Source organism: Paenibacillus sp. FSL H3-0469, assembly GCF_038051945.1.
GTDB lineage: Bacteria > Bacillota > Bacilli > Paenibacillales > Paenibacillaceae > Paenibacillus_AQ.
This window is the reverse complement of sequence record NZ_CP150302.1, coordinates 4,867,097-4,882,418: the sequence shown is the minus strand read 5'-3', so window position 1 is coordinate 4,882,418 and position 15,322 is coordinate 4,867,097. Positions and strand designations below refer to the sequence as shown.

The 15,322-nt window shown below is 54.4% G+C and carries 15 protein-coding genes; 6 read left to right on the top strand and 9 right to left on the bottom strand.

Going from position 1 to position 15,322, the window contains the following annotated elements; genetic code table 11:
• Window positions 1–64: 64 nt before the first annotated feature.
• Window positions 65–2,410, top strand: coding sequence for a UvrD-helicase domain-containing protein (locus NSS83_RS21555; protein ID WP_341346442.1), 2,346 nt, complete (start codon window positions 65–67; stop codon window positions 2,408–2,410).
• Between the two features lie 156 nt (window positions 2,411–2,566).
• Here NSS83_RS21555 and NSS83_RS21550 read toward each other — a convergent pair whose 3' ends face one another.
• The 3 genes from NSS83_RS21550 to NSS83_RS21540 all read right to left on the bottom strand — a co-directional run bounded on the left by NSS83_RS21550 (window position 2,567) and on the right by NSS83_RS21540 (window position 4,442).
• Window positions 2,567–3,148 carry a 50S ribosomal protein L25 gene (locus tag NSS83_RS21550; protein ID WP_341346441.1) on the bottom strand — a complete coding sequence of 194 codons (582 nt, stop codon included), beginning with the start codon at window positions 3,146–3,148 and terminating at the stop codon, window positions 2,567–2,569.
• A gap of 84 nt (window positions 3,149–3,232) precedes the next feature.
• A complete protein-coding gene (locus tag NSS83_RS21545; protein ID WP_341182932.1) occupies window positions 3,233–4,162 on the bottom strand; it encodes a DUF1861 family protein in 930 nt (309 codons plus the stop codon).
• Window positions 4,146–4,442 carry a helix-turn-helix transcriptional regulator gene (locus tag NSS83_RS21540; RefSeq protein WP_063829030.1) on the bottom strand — a complete coding sequence of 99 codons (297 nt, stop codon included), beginning with the start codon at window positions 4,440–4,442 and terminating at the stop codon, window positions 4,146–4,148. The genes NSS83_RS21545 and NSS83_RS21540 overlap by 17 nt, the downstream gene beginning before the upstream one ends.
• A gap of 198 nt (window positions 4,443–4,640) precedes the next feature.
• Here NSS83_RS21540 and NSS83_RS21535 point away from each other — a divergent pair, with 198 nt between their 5' ends.
• Genes NSS83_RS21535 through NSS83_RS21525 form a run of 3 tightly spaced genes read left to right on the top strand, consistent with a single transcriptional unit; the run spans window position 4,641 to window position 8,003 of the window.
• A complete protein-coding gene (locus tag NSS83_RS21535; protein ID WP_341182933.1) occupies window positions 4,641–5,822 on the top strand; it encodes a glycosyltransferase family 4 protein in 1,182 nt (393 codons plus the stop codon).
• Window positions 5,822–6,928, top strand: coding sequence for a glycosyltransferase (locus NSS83_RS21530; RefSeq protein ID WP_341346440.1), 1,107 nt, complete (start codon window positions 5,822–5,824; stop codon window positions 6,926–6,928). The genes NSS83_RS21535 and NSS83_RS21530 overlap by 1 nt, the downstream gene beginning before the upstream one ends.
• Window positions 6,921–8,003 carry a mannose-1-phosphate guanylyltransferase gene (locus tag NSS83_RS21525; protein WP_341182935.1) on the top strand — a complete coding sequence of 361 codons (1,083 nt, stop codon included), beginning with the start codon at window positions 6,921–6,923 and terminating at the stop codon, window positions 8,001–8,003. Before NSS83_RS21530 ends, NSS83_RS21525 begins: the two co-directional genes overlap by 8 nt.
• Window positions 8,004–8,145: 142 nt before the next feature.
• On the opposite strand, the gene NSS83_RS21520 is transcribed toward NSS83_RS21525, so the two are convergent.
• The 6 genes from NSS83_RS21520 to NSS83_RS21495 all read right to left on the bottom strand — a co-directional run bounded on the left by NSS83_RS21520 (window position 8,146) and on the right by NSS83_RS21495 (window position 13,195).
• Window positions 8,146–8,382, bottom strand: coding sequence for a hypothetical protein (locus NSS83_RS21520; RefSeq protein WP_341185160.1), 237 nt, complete (start codon window positions 8,380–8,382; stop codon window positions 8,146–8,148).
• A 94-nt stretch (window positions 8,383–8,476) separates the two neighbouring features.
• Entirely contained in the window at window positions 8,477–9,253 is a 777-nt protein-coding gene (locus NSS83_RS21515) for an ABC transporter permease (RefSeq protein WP_341182936.1), read from the bottom strand.
• Between the two features lie 18 nt (window positions 9,254–9,271).
• Window positions 9,272–10,060: an ABC transporter ATP-binding protein gene (locus NSS83_RS21510; RefSeq protein WP_076155565.1), complete on the bottom strand. Its 789-nt coding sequence runs from the start codon at window positions 10,058–10,060 to the stop codon at window positions 9,272–9,274.
• 22 nt (window positions 10,061–10,082) lie between these two features.
• Window positions 10,083–11,111 (bottom strand): ABC transporter substrate-binding protein, encoded by a 1,029-nt coding sequence (locus NSS83_RS21505; protein WP_341346439.1) that lies wholly within the window; start codon window positions 11,109–11,111, stop codon window positions 10,083–10,085.
• A 47-nt stretch (window positions 11,112–11,158) separates the two neighbouring features.
• Window positions 11,159–12,610 carry an aryl-sulfate sulfotransferase gene (locus tag NSS83_RS21500; protein WP_341346438.1) on the bottom strand — a complete coding sequence of 484 codons (1,452 nt, stop codon included), beginning with the start codon at window positions 12,608–12,610 and terminating at the stop codon, window positions 11,159–11,161.
• 42 nt (window positions 12,611–12,652) lie between these two features.
• A complete protein-coding gene (locus NSS83_RS21495; protein WP_341182940.1) occupies window positions 12,653–13,195 on the bottom strand; it encodes a MarR family transcriptional regulator in 543 nt (180 codons plus the stop codon).
• A 331-nt stretch (window positions 13,196–13,526) separates the two neighbouring features.
• Here NSS83_RS21495 and NSS83_RS21490 point away from each other — a divergent pair, with 331 nt between their 5' ends.
• Complete coding sequence (locus tag NSS83_RS21490) at window positions 13,527–14,120, top strand: RNA polymerase sigma factor (RefSeq protein WP_341182941.1); 594 nt, start codon at window positions 13,527–13,529, stop codon at window positions 14,118–14,120.
• Window positions 14,086–15,234 (top strand): DUF4179 domain-containing protein, encoded by a 1,149-nt coding sequence (locus NSS83_RS21485; RefSeq protein ID WP_341346437.1) that lies wholly within the window; start codon window positions 14,086–14,088, stop codon window positions 15,232–15,234. The genes NSS83_RS21490 and NSS83_RS21485 overlap by 35 nt, the downstream gene beginning before the upstream one ends.
• Window positions 15,235–15,322 lie beyond the last annotated feature (88 nt).

Here is a 15,322-nt window from a genome sequence, read left to right as displayed (position 1 = left end):
TAGTGTATACTGGCCAAAACCGCATGACTGATTACGCATTCAGAAGCAAACGAAGGTGAACATAATGAACAAGCTCTTATTTCATAATATTCCGCTGGGAGCCAGCGGTGAGAATATCCCCCAGGCGAAGGTAGCCTCGGCCCGGACGAGCCGGGAGACGGTTCAGCCGGGGGACAGCGATGCGGCTTATTTCAGGCGGCTGGAGGCAGGCGGCATTCTGCTCAATCCGCCGCAGATCTCGGCGGTGCGCCATCATCTCGGGCCGCTGCTGACACTGGCTGGAGCCGGCTCCGGCAAAACCTCGGTGCTGATTTGCAGAACCGGGTATTTGCTGTCTGTGCGCGGCATCGCTCCCGGACGTCTGCTGCTGTTGACCTTCTCCAGCAAGGCAGCTGCAGAGATGCGCGAGCGGATCGCCCTGCTGCCCGGGGTGAACGAGGGGGATGCCGCGCGCCTTACGGCGCGTACGTTCCACTCGTTCTTTCTTTATTTCCTGCGGCGGCAGGGGCTGCGACAGGATATTTTCAGCGAGACCCGCCGCCAGCATATTCTGCTGAAGCAGATTATGCGTGAGCTGGGACTGCCGAAGGATGCCTATCCGCCGGAGAATCTGCTCAGTCTGCTCTCCGCCTGGAAGATGAACATGGGCTTGCCTGCACAGCTGCCGGAGACTACAGAAGCAGAGAAGGAGATGAAGGCTATCCTTGCTCTGTACGAGCAGTGGAAGACCGATCATTTCAAAATCGATTTCGACGATGTGCTGCTGCTCGCCTACCAGATGCTCCGTGAACAGCCTGCGCTGCTGCGGGAGCTGCAGCAGCAGTATCAATATGTGATGGTCGATGAATTCCAGGATACGAATGCGCTGCAATATGAGCTGGTGAAGATGGTTGCTGCACCGCAGGATAATCTGATGGTAGTCGGCGACGATGACCAGACAATCTATTCCTTCAACGGAGCCCGCAGCGAGTTCATCCTGGAGTTCGAGAAGCTGTATCCGCAGGCCAAGGTGATTACGCTGGATATCAACTACCGGTCCGGCCCGGCAATCATCGGGCTGGGCAACGGCATCATCCGCCATAATTCACGGCGCCGCGCCAAGACGCTGCAGGCCGCCCGCAGTAGCGGTCTTCCGCCCCGTTATCTGCGTCCGCTGACGGCAGATGACGAGGCCGCGCAGATTGTAGAGCATATTGAGCGTGAGACTCAGAGCGGAACCCGGGAATACCGTGATTTCGCCCTGTTATACCGCGCGACAAGCAGCAACCGGGCGGTCCTGGAGCTGCTGCTGCTGCACGATATTCCTTATATAGATTATGGAGAAGGCCAACTGCTCTATGAGCATTGGCTGATCTCTCCGGTGCTGGATCACCTGCGCCTGTCGGTGAACCGCCGCGACTTCGCCGCCATGGAGAATATTCTGCCGACACTCTACTTGAACCGGGACAAGGGAATGGAGCATATCCGGCGCATGGAGGCGGTGCAGGCGAAGCAGGGCCCGCTGATTCATCTGCTGTCCATGCCGGGTATGGAGGATTTCAAGGGCGTCAAGCTGCGCGAGCGGCTGGACCTGATCCGCGGCCTGCGGGAGCTGACACCGCTACAAGCGATCCGCCAGATCCGCACCGTATTCTACGATTATTTCATCGAAGGCAGTGAGCGCCATCAGGCTACACTGCACCGGGAGACGCTGAAGGAAATGCTCGATGAGCTGGAGGCCTCGGCGGAGCGGTTCGCTACGATTCCGCTGTTCCTCGAATTCATCGACAATGTAACAGAGCGCAATATGCAGAACCGGCAGCCGGGGCTGAAGGAGCAAGGCAACCGGGTGGCGCTGATGACCATCCACAAATCCAAGGGGCTGGAGTTCCCCGTAGTCTTCCTGATCGGAGCCTCCGAAGGTATTCTGCCGCATAGCTCCGCTCTGGAGGAGAACCGCGTGAAGGACCGCAAGCCAGTGAAGGCCTCGGTCAAGGTGATCAGCCCGGGCGCAGCAAGGGCCGCAGCCGAAGCGGGCATTGCCGCACTGGAAGAAGAGCGCCGGCTCGCTTATGTGGCCGTTACCCGGGCCAAGGAGGAGCTGTTCATCAGCTCACCCGCCAGGCATCGGGGCAAGAAGGCAGAGGTCTCGCGCTTCATGCTCGCGGCCTTCCGCTCGGCGGCACGCCCGCAGGCACCGGCTCCAGTTGCCGGAGCCAGCAGCCCGGGCAGAACGCCTGTAACCCGCAGCAGCGCCCCGGGTTCAGCCGCAGTGCGAACACATACTGTCCCGGTCTGGAAGTGCACCGGCAAAGCCTGCCCGGGCTGGACCCGGAAGAAGGCGGGCGGAGCTGAGGAGCACCTAACCTCGAAGCCGTGTCCGCTGTGCAGCTCGCCGATGGAATCAAGCACCCGGGAAGTGCCGGTGTAAGCGAACGTTAAGCTGCCTTTTCGGCTACCTACCACATGTAAGCTTCAACCCAAACAATAACAAAAAGCCCCTTCCAGCAGACGTAACCGGAGTCATGATATCATCATGAATTCCGAGTAGTTCTGCCCGAAGAGGCTATTATTCGTCAATCTGTATTTAAGCCGGAGTGACTTCCGGTTCTGGTGCTTCTTCATGGACCGTCTTGATCTGAATCATGACTGTGCCCGGATCAGTCAGCACTTCAATTCCATCCTTGAAGATCAGATCAGACACCAGCAATTGGTCGCCGATGGCCAGGCCGCTGATATCCACTTCCATCGATTTCGGCAGAACTCCCGGCATGCAGCGGACTTCTACTTCATATATTTCCACCTGCAGTACGCCGCCTTCTTTGACACCCGCAGCTTCGCCTGCAAAATGAATCGTAACCTTGCTGTCCATACTGATGCTCATATTCACATGCTGGAAATCGACATGCAGCACTTTACCGGACATCGACTGCTTCTGAATGTTCTGAACCACTACCGGAAGGGTCGTTCCATCCGACAGCTTCGCCTGCAGAATCGCCCGCGGATTCGTTCTCAGCATCTCCAGCAGTTCCTTCTCGTTCACTTCAAGACTGAGAGTATCTTTACCAATGCCGTACAGTACAGCCGGTATGCGGCCTTGCTTTCTTGCTGCATTCAGGTTGGACTTTGTTTCCGATGTACGATTGATTAATTGAATAAATGTACTCATTGCTTGGTTCCCGCTCTCTTTGACCATAAATTCTTGTCAAACAAAGTGTACCATGACCATAGAATCTAGTCAAACCAGTGAGGATCACATTTCGTATTCGGCAAAAGGATCAGGAAGCTCAATTCTGTAAGCTTCCGCATCGCTGACGCCTACAGACAACACCGCCCGCCCGGCCGCTCCGCGTAGCAGTCCGCCGCTGAAGATGACATCCTGCAGATCAGGCCGTTTGCCTGGACCAACCGGGAAATCGCTGCGGGCTGCAATGATTTTGACCGGAGTTGTCTCGAAGGTGTCCGGATCGAGCGAGAAGACCATAGCGTAATAATGCTTCTTCCCTAGAGGGTCAAAGCAGGCAATATGCCCAAGTACCCCCACATGGCCATTCTTAAGCAGATGGGCTTCATTGGCTCCGCCCCACTCTTCCGGCACGAACTGATGCTGCAGAATGTCTGCCTCGTCCAGCGTCTGTTCATTCAGCTCTTCCAGTGAATCAATAACCGTGAAGCCGATCTGCCCTCTGCCGCCACGCTCTCCCTGCGGCCTCGTAAGCACACCGATTCTCCCATCCTGCAGTTCTATCAGCCGGATATCCTTCATCATCTCCGGACCGGAGGCGAAGTGGTGCATCGAATCGATCCGGTACCCCCGGTAGAACTGCGTGACCCAGGAGACGATTTGCGGCGGATGATCCCCGGCCGTAATGACTTCAACTCCGCCGACAATCAGCTCGCCCTTAATCCGGGTGACACAGGGGTCCTGCAGGTTATAGGTATGCGTATGTGCCCTGGGAACCCACACCCCGTCCCCTCGGGATGTAAAAAAGAAGACTTGAGAGAACTCACTGTCGCGCTCCTCAACTCTTCCCAGTATGACCTCCTCCCCGTCATGCGGGAAAGGGGCCGTTATATTGTATACATCACGCCCGCCTACACCGGAGAAGACCAGCTTCTCCACGTGTACGGTACGGAGATTGGCGTAAAAGGTATCCAGCAGTTCGCTACAGGCTGCTGCCATTGCCGGGCTCCTTGTCATTGCCTTCCTCCTCATATTCATTTGCCTTATCTATTGCCCAATCGTTCTCATCTGATTCCATCCGGATCAATTCCCCAGGCTGAATATTGAAGTAGGTACAGAGCTTTAACAGCAGATCCCGGGGATACTGCACCATCTCATCCTTGTACATCCGCCGGACGGAATCAAAATGGTAGTTAATGTCTTTGGCAAGCTTGCGGATCGATAATTTGGGGTCATGCTCTTCCATAACCTCACTTAATTTACTGCGAATGACTGGCATCCATACACCTCCTACATTACTATATCTGGAGATTTTAGGAGAGTCAATAAATTGACAAGATAAAATGGTCATGTTATAGTCGGTTCAGGAAATAAATTGCAGAAACGAAATTTCATACCACTCATCTCCGGAAAATAAAGTCCTCTTTATTTTCTTTTTTTGTCCCCAAATTACGATTATCAATAGGGAGGCTCTATCATGAACCACAGCAACCGTAATAAAAACATCGTATTCCTGTCCACCAGCCTGCCGAGAGAATGCGGAATTGCAACCTTCACCCAGGATCTGCTGGATGAGTTCACGAAGCTTGAGGGCTTCAACAAACCGCGGATCATAGCGATGAACAACAACGGAAATTACCGTTATACGGATCAGGTCATGAGGGAAATCAACCAGCATCAGCTATCTGATTATATAGATTCAGCCCGGGAAATCAATCAGTCGGGTACCGACCTGCTCGTCATTCAGCATGAATTCGGCATCTACGGCGGGGAGAGCGGCGAATATCTGCTGCAGTTCACGGAGGAGCTTCAAGTCCCTTATGTGGTCATCTTCCATACTGTATTAACCAAGCCTACACCCAAGCAGCATCAGATCATTACCCGGCTCGCCGCGGGAAGTGTCAAGGTGGTCACCATGGCCCAGTCCACTGTAGATGATCTCATTTCTGTCTATCATATCAACGCCGCCAACATCGCCTTCATTCACCACGGGGTGCCTTTTGTCCAGACTGCTACCCGTGCAGAGCTGAAGATCCAATATAAATTCGGAGACCGCAAAATCCTCTCTACCTTCGGTTTCCTCAGTCCGGGCAAGGGTATCGAATATGCAATTGAGGCGATGAGCGGAGTAGTGAAGCAGCATCCGGATGCGCTCTATATTATCTGGGGCAAGACCCATCCGGTCGTTAAGCAGGAGACAGGTGAAGTCTACCGGCAAAAGCTGACCGAACTGGTGCACGAGCTGGGCCTGGTCAATAATGTACTGTTCGTCGACAAACTGCTGACCCAGGAAGAGGTTATCCAGTCGCTGGTGATGTCGGATATCTATATGACTCCTTATCTGGGCAAGGATCAGGCAGTCAGCGGCACTCTTGCTTACGGTGTCGGCTACGGCCGAGTAATAATCTCTACCCCCTACCGCTATGCCGAAGAGATGCTTGCTGAAGGCCGCGGGCTGCTGGCGGAATTCCGCAACTCAGCTTCTCTGGAAGCCTGTATTCTGGAGCTGCTGGATGATCCGGCCAAGGTCAAGGATATGGAGCAACGTACACAGGAGCTTGGCAGTACGATGATGTGGAGTGAGGTTGCGAAGACCTATGCAGCCATCTTTCAGGATAAAATAGCCCTCTCCATCCCGGCTGGCCGGAGTGTGATTTGATGCAGACATCCGCAGCGCTTCAGTTCAAACCGGACTATATGCGCCGGATTACCGATGATACGGGGATTTTCCAGCATACCAAATTCGGGATTCCCGACCGTACCAAGGGCTACACTACCGATGACAATGCGCGGGCTCTAATTGCAGCCGTTCTGATGTACAAAAAAAATCAGGACAGCGCCTCCCTTGACCTGATTCATACGTACCTTTCTTTTGTCCACCATGCACAGACTGAAGAAGGTAACTTCAGGAACTTCATGGACTATAGCCGTTCCTTCCTGGAGGAGCGCGGCTCTGAGGATTGTCAGGGGCGCACCCTCTGGGCGCTGGGCTTCGTACTCTCCTATTCCTCCATTCTACCGGACAATCTGCTGAACACCTGCCGTTATCTGATCAACCAGGCGCTGCCGCATATCGGAGGCCTGCGGTCTCCCCGGGCTCTGGCGTATGCCGTGATCGGACTCAGCTATTTGCCCGGGACTCCCGGAGCGCTTACCTACTCCTTCCCTTATCCGCATACACCAAGCACAGAAGAAGAACGGGCTTTCCTGCCCGAAGCCTTCATCACAGAACTTATAGAATCTGTTGCCGTCCGGCTGAATGACCAATACAATCTCACCAAGGGCGAAGGCTGGAACTGGTATGAAGACAGCCTTACGTATGGCAACTCCATGCTGCCCTGGGCGCTGCTCAAAGCCTACAAGATATCCGGCAATCCGGCGCTGAGAATCACGGCTAAGGAAAGTCTCGATTTCCTGATCTCGCGGACCTTCGCGCCGGAAGGCTATTACAAGCCCATCGGCAGCCACGGCTGGCTGCTGCGCGGCGGGACTCCCGCTCTATATGACGAGCAGCCGATTGAAGCCTGCGAAATGCTGCTGGCCTGCGACGAAGCTGCCGTTGTGCTGAAAGACCCTGCTTATCTGCAGCAGGCTGACCTGTGCTACGCCTGGTATACAGGGAATAATTCCTTGCAGCTCTCCCTGATTGATCCCCAGACCGGGGCTTGCTACGACGGGATTCACAGCTCGGGGCTGAACCTCAATCAGGGGTCGGAGAGCATTATATCCTTCTCGATTGCCCATCTGGTGACTCATCATGGATAAATACGCAACCATACTTGCAGGCGGGGGAGGCACCCGCTTCTGGCCGCTCTCCAGACAGGAAATCCCCAAGCAGCTGCTGAACATCAGCGGCAACGACATTATGCTGAACGATACCATCGAACGCTTCAAGGGCATCATCCCTCAGGAGAATACCGTTATTGTAACGAACCGCACTCAGGCGGTGCTGCTGGAGAGCATTATGCACAGCAGTGTGCAGAAAAGCAATATTCTGATCGAGCCGGTGGCCCGGAATACTTCAGCAAGTATCCTGTTCGCCGCTTTCTCCATTGAGCAGATGAGTGAAGGGGATTCCTTGATGGTTGTACTGCCTTCCGATCACTATATTACCGATGAGCCTCAGTTCCGGCTTACGCTGGATGAAGCCTGTACTGTCGCGATGGAGAGTAATGCCATCGTCACCATCGGGATCAAACCGACCTTCCCGTCCACCGGCTACGGCTACATCGCTTATGACAAAGAGCCGATCGCAATCAAGCCGGTTGATGTATATGATGTAGCCGAATTCGTGGAGAAACCGGATTTCAAGAAGGCACAGGGGTATCTGGCCTCCGGCAATTATCTGTGGAACAGCGGGATCTTCATCTGGAAAACTTCAGTCATTATCGATAACTTCAAGCGCTACCTGCCGCGTCTGTACAATACCATGCTGCCGCTCCGCGATGCACTCGGTACAGATCAGGAGCAGGAGACCCTTAACCGGATCTATCCGCTGCTGCAGAACATCTCCATTGACTACGGCATTCTCGAGCGTTCCGACGAGGTAGTGGTCCTGTCCGGGCAGTTCGGCTGGAATGACATCGGCAGCTGGGACGCACTCGGTGCGATTTTCCCGCCTGACGATGAAGGCAATATCATCAAAGCGAACCATGTCGGCATCGACACCCGCAACTCCATCATTTATGGCAACGGGCGGCTGATCACCACCATCGGCGTTGACAGCTTCATTATCGCCGATACCGGGGACGCCGTTATGATCTGCCCCAAGGATAAAGCGCAGTCGGTGAAGGATATTGTCGATCTTCTGAAGGAAAAGGGAATGCTGGAGTATGTATAAGATTTGTTGCCTCTACAATGAAGAACTCTTATTAAGTGCTGCAGATATAAATATTGTACGTCTTACTTGCATACAAAAGGGAGCGCCGCTGTTATCAGCAACGCTCCCTTTGTTATGTTCAGGTCTTATTGTGAGCTCAGCCTCAGGTCCAGGCCCACAAGAATCCGTCGCGGTCCCAGGCGATTCTGCCGCCATGCAGCTTGCGAAACGCCTTTTTCACTTCCTTGGATAACGAAGCATTGCCGTTCTCATTCACGAATACAAACTGTTCACCGAAGTTTGCCTTCACATATTCAATCGCAGCGGTCTGGTACAGGGTTCCTGTAAATTGGATTTCCTTCACCATCCACTCCGCTACTTCCTGTGCGGTTACTTCCACTTGGGGCACTGCTCCTTCCTGTTCATCCTGCTTGCTTGCAGATTCCCCCATTATATCACGAATCCCGCTGCTTCTAACCGTCCAATCCGCTCCTTTATCTTCTGTGCGCACCCACGCTGACTACACCGTAGCGGTAGAGCACCTTCCGGCCGAACCAGCCGAAGGCCCGGTCTGTGAAGAAGCCCATGAAGCCGAGGCTAATCAGCCCTACGAAGATCCAGTCGGTACGGAAGAACAGCCGCGAATTCCAGATTAGGTACCCCACCCCTTCGTTCGAGGCAATCATCTCCGCGCCGATAATCGCCATATAGGAGGTGCCCATCGCCAGCCGCACACCGGTGAAAATATACGGAATCGTCGAAGGCACAATGACATGCAGCAGAATCTGCCACTCACTGGCCCCCATGCTGCGTGCGGAACGGATCTTGTCCTCTTCTACCGACATGACCCCGGTCAGGGTATTCAGCACCACAATGAAGAAGGTGGCGTACATAATCAGCGCGATCTTCGACTGCTCCCCGATGCCGAACCAGACCAGGAAGAGTGTAATGAAGGCAATCGGCGGAATGAAGCGGATGAAGTTCAGGAACGGCTCAGCGAACAGGCGGACTACATTCACCTTGCCGGTGATCAGTCCTGCCGGAATAGCCAGCAGACTGCCGAGCACCCAGCCGATCAGCACGCGGTACAAGCTGACCCCGATATATTGCACCAGCGTCCCGTCCTCCACCAGCTCACGCCCGCCCCGGACCGTGGCCCACGGCCCGGGAATGATATCCGGACCATACACCCAGGCGCCAAGCTGCCAGAGGAGCAGTACGGCAAGCCACAGCAGGGATACGGATACCCATTTCTTTTCCAACCATCCCATCAGGTATCACCTCCCTTCCTATTCTTCAAAATGGCTCTGAATCCGGCTATACAGCGAATAGAATTCAGGTGAAGCCACATCCCGGGGGAAGGGCAGCGTATTGTCGTAGATGTCTGTAATATTGGAGGAGGGCCCTACCGACATAATGCCGATGCGCTCCCCCAGCAGCAGTGCTTCCTGAATATCATGGGTCACGAAGATCACCGTCTTATGCGTCTCCCGCCAGATCTGCACCAGCTCCTTCTGCATCGTCCGCCGGGTCATGGCATCCAGCGCGCCGAACGGCTCATCCATCAGCAGGATCGCCGGATCATTCGCCAGCACCCGGGCCAGCTGTACCCGCTGCTTCATTCCTCCCGACAGCGCCTTCGGGAATTTGTCCTCATGGCCGTTCAGCCCGACAAGCCCGATGTAGCGGTCAGACAGACGCCTGCGTTCGGCCTTCGCCGTCTTCTTCATCCGCAGTCCGAACTCTACATTCTCGCGCACCGTCAGCCAGGGGAACAGGGACGAATCGGCCTGCTGGAACACCACCGCCCGGTCCCGGCCCGGCTTATCCACCTCGATGTTGTCTACCCGCAAATGTCCGCCAGACTTGGAGACGAACCCGGCAATCATATTCAGCAGCGTGGATTTGCCGCAGCCGCTTGGGCCAAGCAGCACGAAGAATTCTCCGCCCTTGATCACCAGATCTACATCCTTAATAATATAGTGGACATCTCCGGCTGCCGGTTCACTGTAGCTCTTGCGCAGCTGCTCGATATGAATAGCATGCTGCCTTGCCGCTGGTTTAGCAGATAAAGACATGGTGCACCTCCTGTAGTTTTATTTATTTCGGGTAGGTCACTTTATCCGGCAGCACCTGCTTCAGCGGCTCCAGCTTCAGCTTGCTGCCAAGGTCAAAATCCTGTGTGATAATCCCTGTATCCACCATATACTTCTTCTGTCCGGCGAGGCTGTCGTATGCAGCCTGGGTGAAGCCCACCTTCCACGGATTCGCCGGCAGATCCTTCAGCGTTGCTTCCTTCGGCTGCTTCACTTCCTTGTACATCAGCTCCGCTACTTCCTCCGGATGCTCCTGTACGTACGCCGAGGCTTCATCCACCGCTGCCAGGAAGGCTCCAATGCCTTCACCATGCTCCTCTACAAAAGCATCCGCGGCTACGATTCCCATCCCCAGCCGCACCGGAGTCTTCGACATATCGGTCAGCTCATGCACGCCCTTAAGCGCAGCCAGCTTATCGGTCAGCGCTGAACCGCTGAACCAGGCGGCATCGACATCCCCCTGCTTCAGGGCGATGAAGGCTTCGTCGAAAGCACCCTGTCCTGTAAGCTTCACACCGCTGAGTGCGATGCCCTGCTCCTTCAGATATTCGTCCCACAGATACGGCAGGAACGTCCCGCGCAGGAAGCTCAGATTCTTACCCTTCAAGTCCGCGGCAGACTGAATATCGTCTCTGACGTACAGCTTCCATACTGCCGCTGCCTGATCCGTGGCCTGACCAGCGGAAGCAATGATTGAATATTCGCCCTTGGCAACGGCGTTCAGCACCGGGAAGTCCGCACCGAAGGCCACATCCACCTGCTTGATGAACAGCGCATTCACTCCCTCGGCCGGTGTCCCGAAGTTGATAATCTCCGCATCAATACCATGGCTTGCGAAGATGCCTTGCTTAAGGGCTACCCGGAAGGTCGGATTCGTGTTGATATCGGCAATCCTGATCTTCAGGGCCTCCGGTGTACCGCTGACCCCTCCCGCAGAGGCCGCCGCATCTCCCTTGGAGCTGCAGCCGGAGAGCACCAGTACCAGCGATAAGGATAAGAGCAGAAGGCTTGAGCTGTACCATGATTTTGTCACAAGAACACACCTCTTCGTCTATGAATTTCTGAAGCCTGCCTGAGTCTCTACCTGGCCCGCCGGACGCCTTCATCCGTAGTGGCTACACAGGCTGCCCCCTCTGTAAAAGGAAGCGTCGTCGCTACCTGCACGACCGAATCCGATCCCTTCGGAGCGGCCCCTGGTACCCTGAAGCTGGACACATCTAGCGGCTCAATCGCATTCTCCTGCGGCTTCGTAAGCTGCGGCACCCAGGCATAGGGTACCCGGTAAGAACGGTAGACCATATTCGTATTGCGGCGGTCTGTGTACGGGGAGATATACTCCCAGACCAGCTCATGCGCTGCCGTGACCTCGAACAGCCGTCCATTGGAGCCTTCGGTAATCAGCGTATTGCCGTTCGCAAGCCGCTGCGCCGAGCTGATATACGGGCTGTAGAACTTATAGGAATCCGTCGGAATGGAGAATCCGGCCTCCGCCGAAGTATACTGCCACTCAATCTCCAGCGTCACCGGGTTAATCTCCAGTACGCGTGAGTGATCACGCAGCGCATTCTTCTGCCCGAACGGCGATGCCGGATTCGGCAGACCGTAGCCGCCCCAGCCGCCGTTATCGAATACAAGCAGATTGCCCTCCCCCGGCAGTCCCTTCGGAATGATGTGGGCGTGATGCTGGCCGATAATCCAGCCGATATGCTTCACTTCGGGCAGGGAATAGTCCGGGCCCAGACGCCAGACGATAGCACCGCTGCGCTTATCGGTGATGGCGATAATATTCGCCTCGCGGGCATCCCAGATAATGTTCTCCGGGTGGAAGCGCTCATCGCCTTGATCATAGAACCGGTTCGGCCCCACATAAGACGCAGAATTAATATGCAGCCAGTCGCCTACGCCGCCGCCCAGATCCCCGAAGGAGCGGGTATTGGGGTCGCGGAACAAGACATTGCGCGCCGCCTGGTCGAATCCCAGCTCCGCGAAATGATCACTGGCTGCCCACTCCCAGAGGATATTGCCTTCCCAGTCCACTTCAATAATCGTGTCATCCAGCAGCTCTTTGTCGGAAATCTCAGGGTTATGCAGATTTTTATGCGCCAGAATTAGCGTTGTCCCGCTGTTAACCGAAGGTTCAAGCCCGGGAGCATAGTATCCGGCAGGATTGCCTTCCCGCTGGTAATCATGGTGCTGGCGGGCATACCACAGCGGCTCAGCCCCCGGGTCCGCGATCTGCTCATAGCTGTTGTATCTCCAGACCACATTGCCGTCCCAGTCCACCTGCACCAGATCGACATTATCCTGAATGCCGAATTTGGGATCTCTTCTGCCGGTGCTGCCCAGGACATAGCCGCCGGGAAGGATTTTGGCCGGGAAACCGATCAGTCCTTGCCATAGATGTACCTCCTTGCCGCTCATGTCGATCAGCACTACGCCCTCATCGCCTGCCTGAAATACCGTGTAGCCGCTCCATGCCTTAGCCGGGTTATATACGGTTGCCCCTGTCGGATATATTGTGGAATGTCCCATACTTATCTCTCCTCATCATTGGGTTGGTATTCTCTTCATTTCTCAATAGCTGAGATAATTACTCTTCGTGCCTCCGCGCAGCTTCTGTTCAGGCTCTGCGGGAACGGGTATGGCTGCATTCTGCCGGGCCAGCTCCAGCAGCGTCTCCGAGAACCCTTCCAGATTCCCGATCATCCGCTGATAGAACCGGCTCTGCTGCTCCAGCTCTTCCTCCGTAAAGCCCTCGAACAGAAGCATAATACACCTGGCACCGATGTTTCCGTTCCGCTCCGCCATCTCCCGGCCGCGGGCGGTAATATCCAGCAGCACAGTCCGGCGGTCATCCTCCTTACGCCTGCGTACCGTATATCCGCCCGCCTCCAGCTTGTCACTCAGCGCCGTTATGGCGCCTGAGGTGAAATCAAGCTGCTCCGCCAGATCGCCCAGACGCTGCTCCCCGTCACGGATGATTTTGTGCAGAATCAGCATTCCCGGCAAGGCTACTCCCTCCACGTATACGCGGTCACGCTCCTTAACGAACCTGCGTACCAGCTTACGGAACAGATGATCCGCCTGCTCCAGCTGCTCCCACTGTCTATCCTCCATGCCCTCTCTCCTCTGCTATTCATCCACGGGACGCAAATAGGCCCCCGGTCCATTCCCTGTTCGGGAACTGTAGCGGGAGCCTTTGGTGGTCCAATCAGCTCAAATCTCAGGTATGATGTTGACAACGATTCTTTCACTGTTCATTTAATTAGCGGTGAATGATTGCTGTTATCATATACCCCCTTAAACATACCTGTCAAGTATGAATTATAAAAACAAGTGTGGACCGGCTAACCGGCTAATAGCCACAATTCCCTTATGTATAAGATTGTGTCACAATCCGCGGCATTCCGATTGTTATATAGGTATCCAACCAAAGGAGGTGAGGTAAGTGCAATTAACCGTCCCCGGGGAAGCGGACGAACGAAGCTTAATGATCGAGCAGGCTGTAGAGGCTGTGAAGGCTGGAGATAAGCAGTCATATGAGATCATCATTAAACGGTTTCAACGCCAGATTTATACCTATTGCTTCTATATTCTCAAAGACCATACCGAAACAGAAGATGCCGTTCAGGAAATCTTCATCCGCGCCTATGCGAACCTCCACCGCTATGGCAGCAGCACTTCCTTCTCAGCCTGGCTGTACAAAATGGCTTACCACCATTTAATCAATTTGAAGAAAAAACAAAGCCGTTGGCTTAGATTAGTAGAGCATTACAAGGAGCAGCAGCGGCAGGAGCAAATCCCGTCAAGTGAATCGGTAACCTCCGAGCTAATGGCCTGTCTGACCACAGAGGAGCGCCACATCCTGCTGCTGAAGGCCGTAGAGCAGTACACCTTCGAGGAGATCAGCGAAATTATGGGAATCAAGGCGACAACCATCCGCAAAAAATACGAACGGCTGCGCAAAAAACTGCTGGAGCGTGCCGCCCAAAAAGGAGCGAGGAAGCATGGATCAATATCGGGAGCGAACAAGACATCGTGAGATGAAGGCTATTGAACAACATATTCGGGAATCCGTTAAGCCAAGAGCGGAGTTAAGCACGATCATTATGAATAAGATTGGAGAGGAAGAAATGAGCAGCATAACAAGATCAAGAGGATCGAAGGCCAGACCGGGGATTTTCAAAAAAACAGCTATCGCCGCCACCATCGCCGGGGTTCTAGGGGCAGGCATTCTGGGCGCAGGCTTCGTGTCACCGGCAATGGCAGATACGCTTAAGAAAATTCCGGGGATCGGCATTCTCTATCAGGGAACCACTCCGCAGTCGCTTGAGCTTGCAAAAAGTCAGGGGATGTTGTCACAGCCGGGTCTCAGCGTAACCCATAACGGAGTTACACTCAAGCTGACCGATCTGCTCTATGACGGCACACGGCTCAGCTTCCAGCTTGAGCATGAGGGCGGATTAGATTTCTCGGGCGAATCTATAGGGCAGTTGATTGAGCCACCGGCCGTCTTGGCTGACGGGCAGCAGATTAAGTTCACTTCAGGAGCCTTCGGCGATATTCCTTATCAGGATCATGCTTATCTTGCCGAGCTGTCGGGCGATTTGAATCTGCCGAATGAATTCACCCTGACGGTAGAGGCTAAGGTCAAGCAAATGAATGAGACCTTCACATTCACTGCACCTGTAAAAATCATGGATACCGCCCTCACGGTTACCCCGAACATCACCAAAACAGAGGGTGCCTTCAGCTATACTGTCGAGCAATTAAAGGTCACTCCGGTATCCACCCGTCTGGTTCTGAACAGTCAGGGTGAGGTGCCGCAATCCGCAGAGCAGTCCGGCGAATTTCATGCCAGCATGATGTACTATGAGCTTGTAGACGACCAGGGCAATTCTATTGACCCGAATAGATACGGATTTTACGACAGCAAACCGGAGACAGAATACTATCTGAATGAGCTGTATCCTCCTTTTGCTAACACACCTAAGACCATTACCATCAAGCCGTATACGCTGACCGTTAAGAGCGATGACTTCACCATTGCGGGGCAGAAAAAAGACAGTAACGGCAACATTCTGCCGGGACGCGGGAATCTGGGCAAACGGACTTATCTGAAGAATCTGGAGACCACGATCACCCTCCAGCCTTAGTGTATTAGTTCTCCCGCTTCATGCTGTTCATCATCTAAAAAGCAAGGCTGTCCGGGTAGCCGTCACGCGGCTGATCCCGGGCAGCCTT